At 33.7% G+C, this 17352-nt stretch carries 15 protein-coding genes; 6 read left to right on the top strand and 9 right to left on the bottom strand.

Annotated features, from left to right (window positions below; all coding sequences use genetic code 11):
- The 3 genes from P8J93_00960 to infA form a co-directional block, all read left to right on the top strand.
- On the top strand, positions 1-2423 hold a 2423-nt coding region (locus P8J93_00960), incomplete at its 5' end, for a cadherin domain-containing protein (protein ID MDG2060373.1).
- Between the two features lie 35 nt (positions 2424-2458).
- A complete protein-coding gene (locus tag P8J93_00955; protein MDG2060372.1) occupies positions 2459-3580 on the top strand; it encodes a hypothetical protein in 1122 nt (373 codons plus the stop codon).
- Between the two features lie 386 nt (positions 3581-3966).
- Positions 3967-4185 (top strand): translation initiation factor IF-1, encoded by a 219-nt coding sequence (gene infA, locus P8J93_00950; protein ID MDG2060371.1) that lies wholly within the window; start codon positions 3967-3969, stop codon positions 4183-4185.
- A 1-nt stretch (position 4186) separates the two neighbouring features.
- Here infA and clpA read toward each other — a convergent pair whose 3' ends face one another.
- Genes clpA through icd form a run of 3 tightly spaced genes read right to left on the bottom strand, consistent with a single transcriptional unit; the run spans position 4187 to position 8075 of the window.
- Complete coding sequence (gene clpA / locus P8J93_00945; protein ID MDG2060370.1) at positions 4187-6442, bottom strand: ATP-dependent Clp protease ATP-binding subunit ClpA; 2256 nt, start codon at positions 6440-6442, stop codon at positions 4187-4189.
- Positions 6436-6801, bottom strand: a complete 366-nt coding sequence (clpS, locus tag P8J93_00940) for an ATP-dependent Clp protease adapter ClpS (protein ID MDG2060369.1) — start codon at positions 6799-6801, stop codon at positions 6436-6438. The genes clpA and clpS overlap by 7 nt, the downstream gene beginning before the upstream one ends.
- A 17-nt stretch (positions 6802-6818) precedes the next feature.
- Positions 6819-8075, bottom strand: a complete 1257-nt coding sequence (gene icd, locus P8J93_00935; protein MDG2060368.1) for an NADP-dependent isocitrate dehydrogenase — start codon at positions 8073-8075, stop codon at positions 6819-6821.
- A 108-nt stretch (positions 8076-8183) separates the two neighbouring features.
- Between icd and mnmA the strand changes: the two genes are divergently transcribed.
- Positions 8184-9260 (top strand): tRNA 2-thiouridine(34) synthase MnmA, encoded by a 1077-nt coding sequence (gene mnmA, locus P8J93_00930; protein MDG2060367.1) that lies wholly within the window; start codon positions 8184-8186, stop codon positions 9258-9260.
- Here mnmA and P8J93_00925 read toward each other — a convergent pair.
- On the bottom strand, positions 9257-10558 hold the full coding sequence (locus P8J93_00925) for an amidohydrolase family protein (GenBank protein MDG2060366.1): 1302 nt from the start codon (positions 10556-10558) through the stop codon (positions 9257-9259). The genes mnmA and P8J93_00925 overlap by 4 nt on opposite strands.
- Positions 10559-10634: 76 nt before the next feature.
- Here P8J93_00925 and purB point away from each other — a divergent pair, with 76 nt between their 5' ends.
- Positions 10635-12002 (top strand): adenylosuccinate lyase, encoded by a 1368-nt coding sequence (gene purB, locus P8J93_00920; GenBank protein ID MDG2060365.1) that lies wholly within the window; start codon positions 10635-10637, stop codon positions 12000-12002.
- Positions 12003-12104: 102 nt separating this feature from the next.
- Positions 12105-13682 (top strand): isocitrate lyase, encoded by a 1578-nt coding sequence (locus P8J93_00915; protein ID MDG2060364.1) that lies wholly within the window; start codon positions 12105-12107, stop codon positions 13680-13682.
- Positions 13683-13740: 58 nt separating this feature from the next.
- Here P8J93_00915 and P8J93_00910 read toward each other — a convergent pair whose 3' ends face one another.
- From P8J93_00910 to nqrE, 5 genes are all read right to left on the bottom strand, one after another.
- On the bottom strand, positions 13741-14187 hold the full coding sequence (locus P8J93_00910) for an Hsp20 family protein (protein MDG2060363.1): 447 nt from the start codon (positions 14185-14187) through the stop codon (positions 13741-13743).
- A 105-nt stretch (positions 14188-14292) separates the two neighbouring features.
- Positions 14293-14466: a (Na+)-NQR maturation NqrM gene (nqrM, locus tag P8J93_00905; GenBank protein MDG2060362.1), complete on the bottom strand. Its 174-nt coding sequence runs from the start codon at positions 14464-14466 to the stop codon at positions 14293-14295.
- A gap of 4 nt (positions 14467-14470) precedes the next feature.
- Entirely contained in the window at positions 14471-15367 is an 897-nt protein-coding gene (locus P8J93_00900) for an FAD:protein FMN transferase (protein MDG2060361.1), read from the bottom strand.
- A gap of 130 nt (positions 15368-15497) precedes the next feature.
- Positions 15498-16736, bottom strand: coding sequence for an NADH:ubiquinone reductase (Na(+)-transporting) subunit F (nqrF, locus tag P8J93_00895; protein ID MDG2060360.1), 1239 nt, complete (start codon positions 16734-16736; stop codon positions 15498-15500).
- Between the two features lie 3 nt (positions 16737-16739).
- Positions 16740-17351, bottom strand: a complete 612-nt coding sequence (nqrE, locus tag P8J93_00890) for an NADH:ubiquinone reductase (Na(+)-transporting) subunit E (protein ID MDG2060359.1) — start codon at positions 17349-17351, stop codon at positions 16740-16742.
- Between the last annotated feature and the right edge of the window lies 1 nt (position 17352).

The following is a 17352-nucleotide window of genomic DNA, read 5'->3' as shown; positions in this document are numbered from 1 at the left end:
ATGAGACCAAGACGTCTTACTCAGTTACCATCAATGTTAATGATGGTATTAGTACCAACAGTCAAGGGCTCACTATTAATATTGGTAATCTGAATGATAACAATCCGGTTATCTCTGGATTGGCATCTTCCGTTTCTGCAGTTGAGAACCAAACTGCAGTTACTTCGGTGTCTGCTTCTGATGCTGATGGAAACTCATTATCTTATAGTCTAAGTGGAACAGATGCTGGATCATTAAGTATCAATTCCTCTGGAGTAATCACTTTTAACTCAGCACCAGATTATGAGACCAAGACCAGTTACTCCATCACCGTTAATGTAAGTGATGGAAGCAATACTGCCAGTCAAGAAGTTACTGTAAACATAACCGATGTGGATGAAACCCCGAATACAGCACCTACCATTTCAGGACTAGAAGCAAGTGTTTCTGTTGATGAAAATCAAACCTCAGTGGTAACTGTCTCAGCTTCTGATGCGGACGGGGATTCTTTGTCTTATAGCTTAACTGGAACAGACGCTGGATCACTGAGTGTCAATTCTTCTGGGGTCATCACTTTTAACTCATCTCCAGATTATGAATCTAAGAGTTCTTATGTTATCAGTTTAAATGTTAGTGATTCTGAAGACACAAGCAGTCAAGAATTAACTATCAATATCTCCAATGTAAATGAAGCACCTACATTATCTGGAACCGGAAGTGTTTCAGTTGAAGAAAACCAAACTGATGTAAAATCAATTTCTTCTAGTGATCCTGAAGGAGATTCCATTAGTTACTCATTGTCAGGTACGGATGGCTCTGACTTCAGTATCACTGGTTCTGGATTTATATCTTTTAATACTGCTCCAGATTATGAGACTAAGAATTCTTATTCGATCACCATTACTGCCAGCGATGGATCGTTAAGCGTTTCTGGTGATTTGACTATCAATGTAACCGATGTAACAGAAGCGCTGAGCGGTAACATTACAGGAACGTCAGGAAATGACATATTAATAGCCTCTTCTGGTGACGATACATTTAATGGTTTAGGAGGCAGTGATGAATTAGGAGGTGCCGGAGGGGATGACACTTTCAATATCACTGAAAAGAGTGGAACTTTCACGGATATCATTGAAGGAGGAACAGGAGATGATACTTTAAACATCAACTACAGCGGAGTGACCAGCTTGGCTAGTTTTGATGATCTTTACTGGAATAAAGATACTGGTTGGTGGAATTTTATAATTGGAAATCATATATATTTCAAATTTAGAGATATTGAGAATCTAATAATTGGAGACAATGTTTATATTCAGATATGGGGTGATTCGGGTCAAGCCTGTTCGGGTAATGTAAACTGCTATGGGGGATGGTTTAGCTCCAATGAGAATGCTGTCTATTTTACTTCTCAACTAGAATCAGGATATCCTCGAGACGGGGCTAGGTTATGGTGGTCCGACGAATCTGTCTCAGATCAGAATGAATTAAAGAACAATTTTTCTACTGGTAGTGCGATTAAAATCTTAGGGTCAATAGCTGGCGATGATCTTAGGTTAGAAAATATGGATAGAACAGTTCATACCGGTAGTCTAAATATTCATATGGGCGATCATCCAGATGGAGTACTTAGTGACAGAATTTCGGGATTAGATATAAAGAGTGGTGACAGTGTCAATTTAGGAAAAGGAGGCTCATTTGTTATGTTAGGAACTTTAACTCCAGTTTCTCAATTGGATCTTTCCGGACTAGAGGGCGGTTCAAATGTACTCGATAGATGGGGAGAACCTAGTGCTGATTTTTTAAGTTTTGAACAATATGACTCTTCTTCAGGAAGAGAGCTCACTCTTGATATGGTTTCAGGGTTCGAAAGGATAAGAGGCACCAAAGGAGCAGATATCATAAAAGGAAATTCCTCAGATAATTGGCTTGAAGGATGGGGAGGAGATAACACTGTATATGGCTATGCAGGTCAGGATGCTTTAAGAGCTAACATCCTTAATTCTTCTATTGAAGGTAATTCAACACTTTATGGCGGAGCTGGTAACGATCAAATTTACTGCTATGGATCACCTGCTACTTGTACCATAGACGGTGGAACTGGCAGGGACTATGTTGAATTTCAAGAGAATGCACAAGGAACTGTCGTTATAAGAGGCGGGGATGGATACACCGGGTCAGTTAATTCTAGTCAGGAAGTTCAAGCAGGTATAAATGGTCCTACAATAGCTTATGACAAGGTAAATGGATTTGATTTCAGTAAGCATAAGATAGGACTAGATAATGGACTTACCTTTTCAGAGCTTTCTTTTAGTGATTACGATGGAGGAGTTCTTGTTCTTTATGGAGAAGAAAGGCTTCTTTGGATAGTTGGGGCAAGTACATCAGACATGGTCGAAGGAATATTTACTTCAGTTGATATTGATGAGTCAGTTGCATATCAGTAGACAGAACAAATTGGTGGTTATGACGGGACTTTAAAATGAATAAATTTAGAAACAATGGATATGTAATTCTAATTATTAATCTAATATTTAGTTCTATTATTTTTTCTTCTGAAATAGAGTTATTACAAGATATAAATATTATCCATGACGATCATATTAGACAGATAGGCCTTATTCAACATCAGTACAAACAATCAATGGATATTCTTGATTACAAGAGTCATTATGCCCAAACTAGATTAAATGAAACTTCTTCTGAATCGTTCTTTATATCGCACGTGTTAAAAAATAGATTTCGTCTTTCTGCAGAATTTGGTCAGTCTAATAATCAAATACAAAGAAGCACATATCCTGATGAGATTAATACTAATAGTGATAATTATTCAGTATCTATAGGTTCTTCTTTAATAGAGAATAAATCTTATAATACAAGTTTTGAAATATTTCAAACTTCAGAAAAACAGGACTCTCTAAACATAGATTGTTATCAATTCGGAAGTCAAATAATTGGTGGCTCATGCGCAGAAGCAGAAATTCGTTTTATAGATGCAGAACAGTATAGAAAGACTGGAGTGAAGTCTTATAATCCAATTCTTAGAATTGAAGGTAAATCTAAGGAATTAGGTATAACGATACGCGTAAAAGATGTCATTCAAAAGAATTTTATGATTAATCATAGTTTACGATTAAGCAGAGCAAAAATAAACATAAACTATATTTCAGATCTTCTTGATACTACTGATAATTTTATTCTAGGAAGTAGGGTAGGTAGCTCTTCAATAGGAGAAATAATAAGTAATTTCAAAACACAATTACCTCAAAAGAATCCTTGGGATGAAAATCAACTAAGATATACATTAAGTATCTTATATAAGATAAATAATTCATTTACTTTTACTACTCAGTTAGGAGCCTTGCGAGTTAGTAGATCAAATTATATTAAATCCCCTTATCAAAAGGATCTGAATTCAAACATAACAGTAAATTTAAATCTTAATTATAGATTTTCTGAAAGAATAACAGCCTATGGGATGTTAGCTCTAAGCAATCACTATTTACTTGGTCTAAAGCCGTTGTCATATAACAGAAAGAGCGTTTCTTTTTTTGATCATCCTTATGGTGAGTTACATATGGGGATAGTTTTCAATATAAAATAATAATATATGTTTCGGAAGATCTATTAATTCCTGAGATAGTCGACAAGATGGTAGCTCTTTCTAAGAAGAGTAAACAATATATTGTGCTTATATATAAACCTATCCACTATATAGTGTTATTAATACTTCGCATAATGTATATTATGTTAAATAATAAATAGAACAGTAAAAACATATATATACGCATAGGAATACTTTTAGCCCCCTATTCTTTATATTTAACTTATAGAATTTTTAGACAGCAATGAGACGGTCTATTACGTAACTGGCAATAGCAATTATTATAACTATCAAAGCAAGAACAGCTAATAGTGAGGTAAATTTAAATTCTTTTTCTTTCATGAGTTCTTTCAATAATGATTAAGCTAAGGCACAATTGTAATTATATGGCTAAAGAAGAATTAATAGAAATGGATGGAGAAGTTATTGAAACACTTCCCAACACTACTTTCAGAGTAAAACTAGAAAATGACCACGTCATAATAGCTCATATTTCTGGAAAAATGAGAAAGCATTACATAAGAATTCTGACAGGTGATAAAGTTAAGTTAGAGATAACTCCTTATGATCTGACAAAAGGTAGAATTATATTTAGAGAAAAATAAACTATTTTATTTTTTCAGCTTTTTTATGTCTCTCATATTTCAATACAATATCTTTTCTCTCTAGTTCAACTAATACTTTTCCTCCATTCTTAGATAGTTCTCCAAACAGGATTTCCTCTGATAATGGCCCTTTTATCTTTTCTTGTATAAGTTTCTGCATAGGTCTTGCGCCCATTTTTTGATCGTATCCATTCTTAAGTAGCCATTTCCTAGCTCCTTCAGTTACTTCTATTTGAACACTCTTTTCATCTAATTGAGCTTGTAGCTCTACTAGAAATTTATCTATAACTGTCATTATTACTTTTACTGGTAGAGGGTTAAACTTCACTATTGAATCAAGTCTATTTCTAAATTCTGGACTAAACATCTTTTTAATAACTTCCATTGCATCTGATGCATGATCTTGTTCTTTGAATCCCATTGATGCCCTACTCATATCTTGAGCTCCAGCATTTGTTGTCATTATTAGTACTACGTTCCTAAAATCAGCTTTCCTGCCATTATTATCTGTTAGTGTTCCATGATCCATAACCTGAAGGAGAATATTGAATACTTCTGGATGTGCTTTTTCAATCTCGTCTAATAATATTACACAATGAGGATTTTTTGTTACTGCTTCCGTGAGTAGACCTCCTTGATCATATCCAACATAACCAGGAGGAGCTCCAATCAATCTAGACACAGTATGTCTTTCCATGTACTCCGACATATCAAACCTCAATAGCTCTATCCCCATTGTTAAAGCTAATTGCCTTGAAAGTTCTGTCTTCCCTACCCCTGTAGGCCCAGAAAATAAGAATGATCCAACTGGTTTTTGATCAACCCTTAAACCTGCTCTAGAGAGTTTTATAGCAGAAGATATCTCATGTACAGCTGTATCTTGGCCAAAAATTACCCTCTTTAGATTTCTTTCTAAATTACGAAGGTTCTTTTTATCAGTAGAAGATACGCTGTTCTCTGGTATTTGAGCTATAGAGGCTATAATTTTTTCTATGTCTATTTCTGTTATTTTTCGTTTATTATTTTTGGGGTCTTTCAATCTATTCTTTGCTCCCGCTTCATCAATCACATCAATAGCTTTGTCTGGTAAAAACCTATCATTTAAGTATTTAGATGATAATTCTGCAGCTTTTTTTATTGCATCGTCTGTGTATTTAACTTCATGATGTTCTTCATAACTCTTTTTTAAACCTTGTAATATTTTAATAGTCTCTTCAACACTTGGCTCTTTTACTTCTACTTTTTGAAAACGTCGTGATAATGCTCTATCTTTATCAAAAATACCTCTGTATTCCTTATAAGTTGTTGAACCAAAGAATTTTATACCATTTTTAGCTAGAGATGGTTTTAGAAGATTAGAAGCATCCATAACTCCACCAGAAGTAGCTCCAGCTCCAATAATCGTATGAATTTCATCTATAAATAAAATTGAATCTTGAATTTTTTCTAAATCTGAAAGCACTGATTTTAATCTTTTTTCAAAATCTCCCCTGTACTTGGTGCCTGCTAAAAGTGCTCCCATATCCAAACTATAGATAGAACAAGAAAGCATTATTTCTGGCACTTTCTTTTGCACTATAAGTCTAGCTATACCTTCTGCAATTGCTGTTTTACCAACTCCAGATTCTCCTACTAATAATGGGTTATTTTTAGATCTTCTGGCTAATATTTGGATAACACGATCAACCTCTTTAGAACGGCCTATGAGAGGATCTATCTGTCCATTTAAAGCCTGTATATTAAGATTAGTTGTATATTTATCTAAGCTTGAACTAGAATCTTTTTCTGGATTATCTTGGTCATCTTCAATGGAATTATTAGATTCTTCTCCTAGGTCCCCGTGACTAATATATGCAACAACTTCTAGTCTAGTTAAGCCCTGTTGTTCCAATAGGAAGACACTCTGACTTTCTTTTTCGGTATATATTGCTACTAGAACATTTGCGCCATTTACTTCTAATTTGCCTGTTGACTGAACATGAAAAACAGCCCTTTGGAGGACTCGCTGAAAGCCTAAAGTGGGTTGAATTTCTGTATTTTTATTTTCTTCTATCTTAGGGGTAGTTTTATTTATAAATTCTTTTAAATCTTTCCTTAGTATTTCTACTGATCCTCCACAACTAGTTATAACTTTTGATGCATCTGAATTGTCAAGAATTGCTAATAACAAATGTTCTATGGTTACAAATTCATGTTTTTGTTCATGAGCTTCCTTGAAAGCCAAAGTTAAATTATTTTCTAATTGATTATCTAACATTCTTCATCCTCTACTTCTTCAATATCTGTAATTAATGGGTGGCCATTTTGTTTAGCAAAATTATTAATCTGGGAACTTCTAGTCTCTGCAATTTCCTTTGTAAATATTCCGCACACTCCTATCCCCTTGGTATGCACTGTGAGCATTATTTGAGTTGCCTTTTCATTGTCCATCCCAAAAAAATTTTGTAGGACAAAAACTACAAACTCCATTGGAGTGTAGTCATCGTTTAATATTAAAACTCTGTATAAGGAGGGTCTTTTAGTAAGCGGACTAGTTTCTTCTTCTAGCACATAAGAAGCGCCATCCTCTTGAAGGTCATCTTCTTTGTTTTGATTAATAGAAGATAGTAAGTGCATTTTTTTAGATCATTTAGTTACATGTTTTCTACAATAGCCTGTCCAAACTCAGAGCACTTAAGAAGGGTTGCATCTTCCATTAATCTTTCAAAATCATAAGTTACCCTTTTTTGATTGATAGTTTTAGATAGTCCTTCAATAATAAGATCAGCTGATTCAGTCCAACCCATAAATCTAAGCATCATTTCAGCTGAAAGTATTAATGAACCTGGGTTTACTTTATCTAGATTAGTATATTTGGGAGCAGTGCCATGAGTTGCTTCAAATAATCCAATTTCATCGCCTAGATTAGCACCAGGTGCTATACCTATGCCACCAACTTCTGCTGCAAGTGCATCAGAAATATAGTCTCCATTTAAGTTTAGAGTAGCTATGACACTATATTCCTCAGGTCTGGTTAATATTTGTTGAAGAAAGGCATCAGCTATAACATCTTTAATAATAATATCTTTACCGGTAATTGGATTCTTAAAGCTCCTCCATGGACCGCCATCAATTTCTACTGCTCCATATTTATCTGAAGATAGATCATAGCCCCATTCTTTAAAAGAGCCTTCTGTGAATTTCATGATATTACCTTTATGAACTAGAGTTATAGAATCTCTATCATTTTGTATGGCATACTCTATGGCTTTATCTACTAGTCTTTCAGTACCTTGTTTAGAAACAGGTTTTACGCCTATTCCACAAAAATCAGGAAATCTAATTTTAGAAACACCCATTTCATTTTGAAGAAAGTCTATAATTTTAGTAGCTTCATCAGAGCCTGCTTCCCATTCAATACCAGCATATATGTCTTCTGAATTTTCTCTAAAGATAACCATATCTGTTTTTTCTGGAGCAATAACTGGACTTGGTACCCCATTGAAATATCTTACTGGTCTTTGGCAAACATATAGATCCAGTTCTTGTCTAAGAGCGACATTTAAAGATCTTATTCCTCCACCAACAGGAGTAGTTAAAGGGCCTTTGATAGAAACCACATATTCCTTAATTGCTTCTAGGGTTTCTTCCGGTAACCAAATATCATTTCCATAGGTGGTAACGGCTTTTTCACCACAATAAATTTCCATCCAAGATATTTTTCTTTCGTCGTTATAAGCTTTCTCTACTGCCTTATTAACTACATCTATCATTGCGGGAGATATATCTGAACCTATGCCATCACCTTCTATAAAGGGGATAATAGGGTCATTGGGAACTATAAGTTCGCCATCAGGAGAATATGAAATTTTACTGCCTGAATCAGGTATTTGTATGTGCTTATATGTCATAAGATTAATTAATTTATTGATCTCTGTATAATTAGAGATTGTGATTATATAGTAGTTAAGTTGGGATTCCCAAATTAGCCTATCCATCTAAATGAAGATTTTTTAAACATGTCAAAGAAAAGAGTGTTAATTGGATTATCAGGAGGTGTAGATTCTTCTGTAGCAGCTCATTTATTGAAAGAGCAAGGTTATGCTGTAGATGCTCTCTTCATGAAAAATTGGAATGATGATGACGGGTCACCTTATTGCAGTATTAAGGAAGATTTTATGGACGCTTCTTTTGTTGCAGATCAGCTAAATATAAAATTAGTCCAAGAAAATTTCTCAAAACAATATAAAACAAAGGTTTTTAATTATTTTTTAAGAGAATTAAAAAGAGGAAGAACTCCTAACCCAGATATACTATGCAACAGGGAAATTAAATTTGATGTTTTTTATAATTATGCAATGGACAAAGGGTACGATTTTATTTCTACAGGGCATTATGCTCAAATTAAAAATATTAATAAACGTTTAGCCTTATATAAAGGCGTAGATAATAATAAAGATCAGAGCTATTTTTTATATTCAGTTCCTAAAAGTACTTACTCTAAAATCTTATTTCCGTTAGGGTCTTTATATAAAAAAGATGTTCGTGCGATAGCCAAAGACATACATTTAGTGACCTCGGATAAAAAAGACAGCACAGGTATATGCTTTATAGGTGAGAGGCCATTTCCAGAATTTCTATCTGAATATATAGCTTCAGAAAAAGGAGACATAATAGATAGTAATAATAAGCAAATTGGAACTCATAATGGTTTACCCTTTTACACTTTAGGGCAAAGAAAAGGACTAGGCATTGGTGGCATGAAAGATTCAAATAATAATCCTTGGTATGTTGCTGAAAAGGATTTAGAAAATAATACCCTTAAAGTTGTCCAAGGGAATTGCAATAAGCTACTTATGTCAAAAGAGTTACTTATTAAGAACCTTGAAACTCATCATGCATTAACAGATGATACTAAGTATTCAGTGAAAGTTAGGTATAGGCAGGCTGACCAAGACTGCGTAATTAAAAAAGAAGATAGTCAATACAGGGTATTATTTGATAAATCTCAGAGGGCTATTACTCCCGGTCAATCAGCAGTTATTTATAAGGACAATGAGTGTATAGGTGGCGGAGAGATAGATTCAATAAACTAAGGGGTTTTATAAACTTCACCAGCTTTCATTACAAAATCTATAGATTGAAGAGAAGATATATCATCTATTGGATTAGTTGAAACAGCTACAATGTCAGCATACTTTCCTTCTTGTAAGGTACCTAAAAGTTTATCTTGGCCTAAGAGTATTGAGGCCTCTTTGGTTGCTGAAAGAATAGCTTGTAAAGGGGGCATGCCCGCTTCAACCATTAAAACAAATTCTTTAGCATTTTCTCCATGAAGGGAAACTCCTGAATCGGTACCAAAGGCTATTTTTACTCCAGATTGATAAGCTTTTCCAAAAGATGCTTGAATTAAAGGGCCTATTTTTGCTGCTTTTAGCCTAACAATTTCTGGAAAATAGTTTTCTTCTTTTGACTTTTCTTCAACCCACTTGCCCGCCATTATAGTAGGTACAAGATAAGTACCATTTTGGATCATAAGTTTTCTGCCCTCTTCGTCCATTAAAGTTCCATGTTCAATAGAGTTTACCCCAGCTATAACTGCTCTTTTAATTCCTTCTGCTCCGTGTGCATGAGCTGCTACTTTAAAACCATAGTCTTTTGAAGAAGTGATAATAGCTTTCAATTCCTCTTTTGTGAATTGAGGGTTTTCTCCATTTTTTGCAACACTCAAAACTCCACCGGTAGCTGTTATCTTGATAAGATCAGCACCTTCTTGATATCTACTCCTAACAGCGAGAAAAGCGTCACTAGGGCTATTTACAACAGCATTTGATTTACGAAGATTTTTTTTGAGGTTTTTTCTTGCTCCATTACTTTGATCTCCATGCCCTCCTGTAGAAGAGATTGTAGATCCAGAGGTATAAATTCTAGGACCAGGAAGTATTCCTTTATTAATTGCATTTCTTAGACTAATCGTAACTAAATCAGAATCTCCAAGATTTCTGACAGTAGTAAATCCAGCTAGTAACGTTTTTTGAGCATTAACCACAGAATTTATGGCATTATCAGCCTCAGTAAGTATATATTTCTCATTGGAGCTATTTTTATTATGCTCACCATCAAGGTGAACATGCATATCTATGAGACCTGGTAATACAGTATAACTCCCAAGATCTATATAAATATCTTCTATATCTGGCTCAATAAAACCTTGCTCAATAGATATAATCTTTTCTCCAGATATTATGATACTCATATTCTGCAGAGGACTTGGATTGTTGCCATCAATTAGCTGACCAGCATGAATAACTGTCTTAGAAGAAGTTATCTGAGAAAATATTAATACAAAAAGACTTAAAAGAAAGGAATTAGCATTGAAAGATATTTTTTTCATATCTCTAGTCTGGATCGAGTTAACCTATTACGCAAGTATTATAGGCACATTAAGTTATAATAAAAACTTTTAAATAATGAATTTAAACAAATTAACAGCAATCTCTTCCGTTGATGGAAGATACAGACATGTATCTGAATTACTAAGTCCTTATTTCAGCGAGTTTGCACTCATGAAATATAGACTTTTAATTGAAGTAGAATGGTTTATTCTTCTTTCTTCAATTAAAGGAGTAAAAGAACTCATAGCCCTTAATAAAAGAGATGTTAATTTTTTAAGATCAATTTATCTAAACTTTGATTTAAAAGAAGCTCAAAAGATTAAAAAACTTGAAAGTAGAACAAACCACGATGTTAAAGCTGTTGAATACTATTTGAGAAATAAATTTACTGAAAAACCAAAATTAAGTAAAAGCGAAGAATTTATTCATTTTGCCTGCACGTCTGAAGACATAAATAATTTAGCTTATTCCCTAATGTTAAAGGATGCATGTCAGGATATTTTGATACCTTCTATTAAGAGCATTAGAAAAGTCTTAAAAGATAAGTCTCGTTCTTATTCAAGTGTTGCAATGTTATCTAGAACGCATGGCCAAAGCGCTTCACCAACTACCATGGGTAAAGAATTTGCTAACTTTGTCTATAGAATTGATGGATTACTGTCTTCAATATCGAAGATCAAATTATCAGGAAAAATAAACGGAGCAGTAGGAAACTATAATGCACACTTAGTAGCTTATCCGGATGTAGATTGGTTGAAAGTATCTAATCTTTTTGTAAAAGGATTGGGGCTCAACTTCTCTTTATATACTACTCAAGTAGAGCAAAAAGATTCTTTGGCAGAATTAATGCATGCCTATGTAAGGCTTAATAATATTTTATTAGATTTTTCTAGAGATGCCTGGGGCTATATTTCTATAGGTTATTTCAAGCAGAAATTAAATGATGGAGAGGTAGGTTCTTCAACTATGCCTCATAAAGTTAACCCTATAGATTTTGAAAATGCTGAAGGGAATTTAGGAATATCAAATTCTATGTTTGAACATATAGCTCACAAGATTGTTATTTCTAGATGGCAAAGAGACTTATCAGATTCAACTGTTCTAAGGAATATAGGAAGTGCTTTTTCTTTATCTCTTATTGCCTACGAATCTCTAAAAAAAGGAATTAAAAAATTAGATATCAATAAGAAAAGCATAAAAGATGATTTAGAAAATTCATGGGAACTCTTATCAGAAGCAATCCAAACAATTATGAGAAAGAATAAAATCCCTCATGGATACGAAATCATGAAGGACTTATCTAGAGGTAAATCTTTAGATAAATCTAAAATTAAACTTCTTGTTGAATCTTTAAATATTGAAGACAATGATAGAGAGATTCTCTTACAACTTAGTCCATCAGATTACATTGGGTTAGCTAGTATTCTTGCTAAAAAAGTCTAATAACTTATTGATTTATTACCCTCTTTGTTTAAACTTCGACCTTTCTAAAAGAAAGCAAGTTTTTTATTATTTAGTTTTATTTTATTATTATTTAGGATCACTATGTTGAAATATAAAGATTGTATTGAAGAATTCTCTAAATTAAAAAATTCAGGAAAGAAAGCCTTCGTAAATATTAATCCGGAGCACTCAGCAAGGATGAAATTTCAGAATCAATTTAATACTGGAGTTGATATTGCTAAATATACAGCATCAATTATGCGCAAGGATATGGATGAATATGATGCAGATTCATCTTCCTACACTCAGTCCTTAGGTTGTTGGCATGGTTTTATAGGGCAGCAAAAGTTAATTTCTATAAAAAAACATTTTGGAACGAATAATAAGAAGTATTTATATTTATCAGGATGGATGGTCGCCGCACTTAGATCAGAGTTCGGGCCTTTGCCTGATCAATCTATGCATGAGAAGACCTCTGTAGCCAACTTAATTAATGAACTTTACACTTTTTTAAGACAAGCAGATGCTCGTGAACTTTCTTCCCTTTTCAGAGATCTTGATGAAGCAAGCGAAGATAAAGCAATAATAGAAGGAAAAATTGATGACTACGAGACTCATATTGTGCCAATCATAGCTGACATAGACGCAGGTTTTGGTAATGAAGAGGCTACATATTTAATGGCAAAGCAGATGATTGAGGCCGGAGCATGTTGTATTCAGATAGAAAATCAGGTATCAGATGAGAAGCAATGTGGTCATCAAGATGGAAAAGTAACAGTTCCTCATGCAGACTTTTTGGCTAAAATTAATGCCGTTAGATATGCTTTTTTAGAATTGGGTGTAGATGATGGTGTTATTGTTGCAAGGACTGATTCCTTAGGAGCCGGTTTAACTAAGCAAATTGCTATTACTCATGAAGCTGGAGATTTAGGAGATCAATATAATTCCTTTTTAGATGTAGAAGAAGTAAATACAGAGGATATGAACCATGGCGATGTACTTATAAATCAAAATGGTAATTTAGTTAGACCCAAACGTTTACCGAGTAATTTATACCAATTTAAAAAAGGAACTGGAGAAGAAAGATGTATTTTAGATTCTATTACAAGTTTACAAAATGGAGCTGATTTAATCTGGATTGAAACAGAAAAACCACACATAGGTCAGATAGGTGCGATGATGAATGAGATCAGAAAAGAAGTGCCAAATGCTAAGCTCGTATATAACAACAGCCCCTCTTTTAATTGGACATTAAATTTTCGTCAGCAAATATTTGATACTATGCAAGATGATGGGAAAGATATTTCTGACTACGAAAGAGATGATCTAATGAATGAAAAATATGATGCAACTGTGCTTGGATTAGAAGCTGATGAAAAAATTCGTACTTTTCAGTCAGATGCAGCAAAAGAAGCTGGTATATTTCATCATCTCATAACCTTACCAACATATCATACGACGGCTCTTTCTACCGACAATCTTGCTAAAGAATATTTCGGAGAAAAAGGGATGCTGGGATACGTACAAGGTGTTCAAAGAAATGAGATAAGACAAGGGATAGCTTGTGTTAAGCATCAGAATATGGCTGGATCAGATATGGGAGATGATCACAAAGAATATTTTGCTGGAGAGGCAGCACTAAAAGCTTCTGGAAAAGATAATACTATGAATCAATTTTAACTTATGTGTTGTACAAAAAAAGGAAGCAAGTTAGCTTCCTTTTGTTTATAATATCCTATTATCCCAAAAGATTTTTTTTAGAAGTTAATTCTATTTTCTGAGGTTTTTTATGATCAGGTATTATTCTTTCGATACCAACATAAAGCATGCCGTTAGATAAAGCGGCACCTTTAACAATCATATCATCTGAAAGTATAAATTTTTTGATGAAATCTCTTGAAGCCAGACCTTGGTGAACAAGACCCTCTGACATGTCATCCTTTTTTTCTCCTTTTATAGTCAAGGTATCTTCGGCAAGCTCTATATCTATATCTTTTTCATCGAAGCCAGCTAAAGCTAGTTCAATGGTATATTGGTCGTCACTAACTCTTCGTATATTATACGGTGGATAGTTTGACGTTTGAGACTTTGAATTTGCTAGAGAAGACAAAGCATTGAGAGATCTATCGAATCCTACGGCGTATGGAGAAATATCTCTCCATATAGTTTCTATTGTTGTAACCATAATTTACTCCTTAATTTAAGCAAGTTAATAAAAATGGACCCTATTTAGGCATCCATATTATATATATGGTTAAAATTAAATTTTACAAGAGGATAACTAATAGAATCATTCTATGCACTTTGATTTATCTCCACCACATAAATCACAGTTAATTTGCCCTTCAATTGATTTCATTCCTCCGCAAGATCCACTTATCGGTTGTCTACCAAACAGCACTCCTACAGACATTAAGGCTACTAATATAACTAAGAAAATAAATGTTAATATAAGCGTAGTCATGAACTTATTTTAATACTCTATTGTATTCAGAGGAAGTCTTAAATATAAGAGAGTCATTTTCTTTAATAACAAAAATAGCTTTAATGTTATTTTCTTCAGAAAAAATAAATCCTTTATCTGCTCCTAGAACATTTAAAGTAGTAGCTAAAGTATCTGCTTCCATAGCAGTATTATGAATTACGCTTACTGAAAGAAGGTCGGATTTAACAGATAATCCTGTTCTAGGATCAAATGTGTGTGAAATTTTTTCTCCTTCTATCATTTTATAATTCCTGTAAGAACCAGATGTTGCAAGTGAGAAATCACCAAAATTTTGATTATTTAAGAGCATGAGAGGTTTAGAAAAATTAAAGGGGTTTTCTATTCCTACTTTCCATGTAACGCCATTTTTATCTCCTTTGACTCTAATCTCTCCACCTATTTCAATAAGATAGTTATCAATGCTATGAGACGATAAATAAATAGCTAACTTATCTATCGCATAACCTTTTGCTATGGCAGAAAGATCTATTGAAACATCTTTATTTTTTAAAATGGAATTACTTACTTGATTTACTTTAAAAGAGTTGCATCCAATATTAGATATCATTTGTTCTAAATTTTTAGAGTCGTCTTTAACGGAAGGTCCAAAACCCCAGGCATTTACAATATGTCCAATAGAGACATCAAATGCACCTTTAGATAAATTACAAATTTTTTGTCCATAGGAAAGTACGTTGATGAGATCTTGCGTAACATAAATTAACTCATTTATATTTGCGTTATTTATTTCGTTTACTGTTGAATTAACTATATAAGTAGACATTTCTTGATTAACTTTGTCTATAACGTTAAAGATGCTCTTTTCGTTAACTATGCTTGGAACTTTTCCAGAAATAAGCACCTTATAATTAGTGCCCATAATGCTGCCTTCAAAGGTGGTATTAATAGTTTGATTACATGCAACAAAAGTAAGCATGAAAAGAAGAAGAAATAAGTACTTCTTCGCTCTTTTTAAGAAAATGAATTTTGTTTTATTATTAAAAAAAAGATTAACTTCCAAAATCATCAAATTTGATAGCTTCGGGTTCCACCCCTAGGTCATCTAGCATCTTGAAACATGCATCCATCATCATAGGTGGTCCGCACATATAATAAGCACAATCTTCAGGTGACGGATGATCTTTTAGATAATTATCATGTATTACTTGATGGATGAAGCCAGTATAGCCATCCCAGTTATCTTCAGGCAAAGGATCAGACAGTGCAAGGTGCCAATTAAAATTCTCATGAATTCTAGCTAACTCATCATACTCTTCAGCATAAAATACTTCCCTAATACTTCTTGCTCCATAATAAAACGTAATCTTTCTTGATGAATTTAATCTAAGTAGTTGATCAAATATATGAGAGCGCATAGGAGCCATACCTGCTCCTCCTCCAATAAAGATCATCTCACTTTCACTCTCTTCTGCATAAAAATCTCCAAAAGGGCCAAAAATCCTTAGGGTATCCCCTTCCTTTAAATTAAATAAATACGAAGTCATCTCTCCAGGTGGAAATTCTGTACCAGGAGGAGGACTAGCTATTCTAATATTAAATTTCATGATGCCTTTTTCTTCTGGATAGTTAGCCATAGAATAAGCCCTTATAACTGATTCATTTACACTCGAACTGTTATTAAATACTCCAAATCTTTCCCAATCTTCTTGGTATTCTTTTTCTATTTCGAAAGAGGTATAGTCAAGTGAATAAGGAGGAATTTCCATTTGAACATAGCCTCCTGCTTTAAAACCAACATCTTCACCTTCAGGTAATTTCAGAACTAGTTCCTTAATAAAAGTTGCAACATTCTTATTGGATATAACTTCACAATCCCATTTTTTAGCTCCGAAAACTTCAGTGGGAACTTCAATTTTCATATCATCTTTAACTGGCACTTGACATGATAGTCTCCAGCCTTCTTTTCTTTCTCTATTAGAAAAATGTGGTTCTTCTGTAGGTAAAATGGATCCTCCTCCATCAAGCACTCGACACTTGCACTGAGCACAAGTGCCACCGCCACCGCAAGCAGAAGATAAGAATAAGTTTTGATTGGCTAAAGTCTGTAAAAGCTTACCACCAGCTTGAACCATTAAAGATTTATCATCATCACCATTAATATTAATAGACACTTCTCCCGTAGAGACTAAAACTCTTCGGGCTCCAAGAATAATAAATACCATAGTATTGACAGCTAAGGTAAAAACTAAAACACCTAAAATTATTTCATTTTCAAAAAAAGTATTCATCTTTTAAAGTGCTATTCCTCCAAATGACATAAAACCAAAACACATCAAACCAACAATTATAAATGTAATCCCTAAACCCTCTAATCCGTCTGGAATGTCCGCATACTTAAGCCTCTCTCTTATGCCTGCAAGTCCTATGATTGCTAAAGCCCAGCCCGTTCCTGCCCCTAATCCATAGATAATACTTTCCGCAAACTCATAATTTTTTTCAACCATAAAAAGAGATGCTCCTAATATTGCGCAATTAACTGTAATTAAGGGCAAGAATACTCCTAAAGCTGTATAAAGGACCGGAATATATTTATCAAGAAACATCTCGAGGATTTGAACTATTGCTGCAATAATACCGATATAACTTATGAGGCCTACAAATTGTAAATTTGTGTTAGGTAATCCCATCCAACTTAAGGCTCCTTCTTTTAACACATATGTATAAATTAGATTATTTATTGGGACGGTGATAGTTAATACCACTATGACAGTTATTCCAAGTTGAATCGCTGAGTTTAATTGTTTAGAAATTGCTAAAAAGGTACACATCCCTAGGAAAAAAGCTAAAGCTATATTTTCAATAAAGATTGAGGTTATAAATAAATTTAAATAATACTCAAACATC

Source organism: SAR86 cluster bacterium (genome assembly GCA_029268615.1).
In the GTDB taxonomy this organism is placed as follows: domain Bacteria; phylum Pseudomonadota; class Gammaproteobacteria; order Magnimaribacterales; family Magnimaribacteraceae; genus JAQWNM01.
The sequence above is the reverse complement of the archived record's forward strand: the minus strand, read 5'-3'. Positions and strand labels throughout refer to the sequence as shown.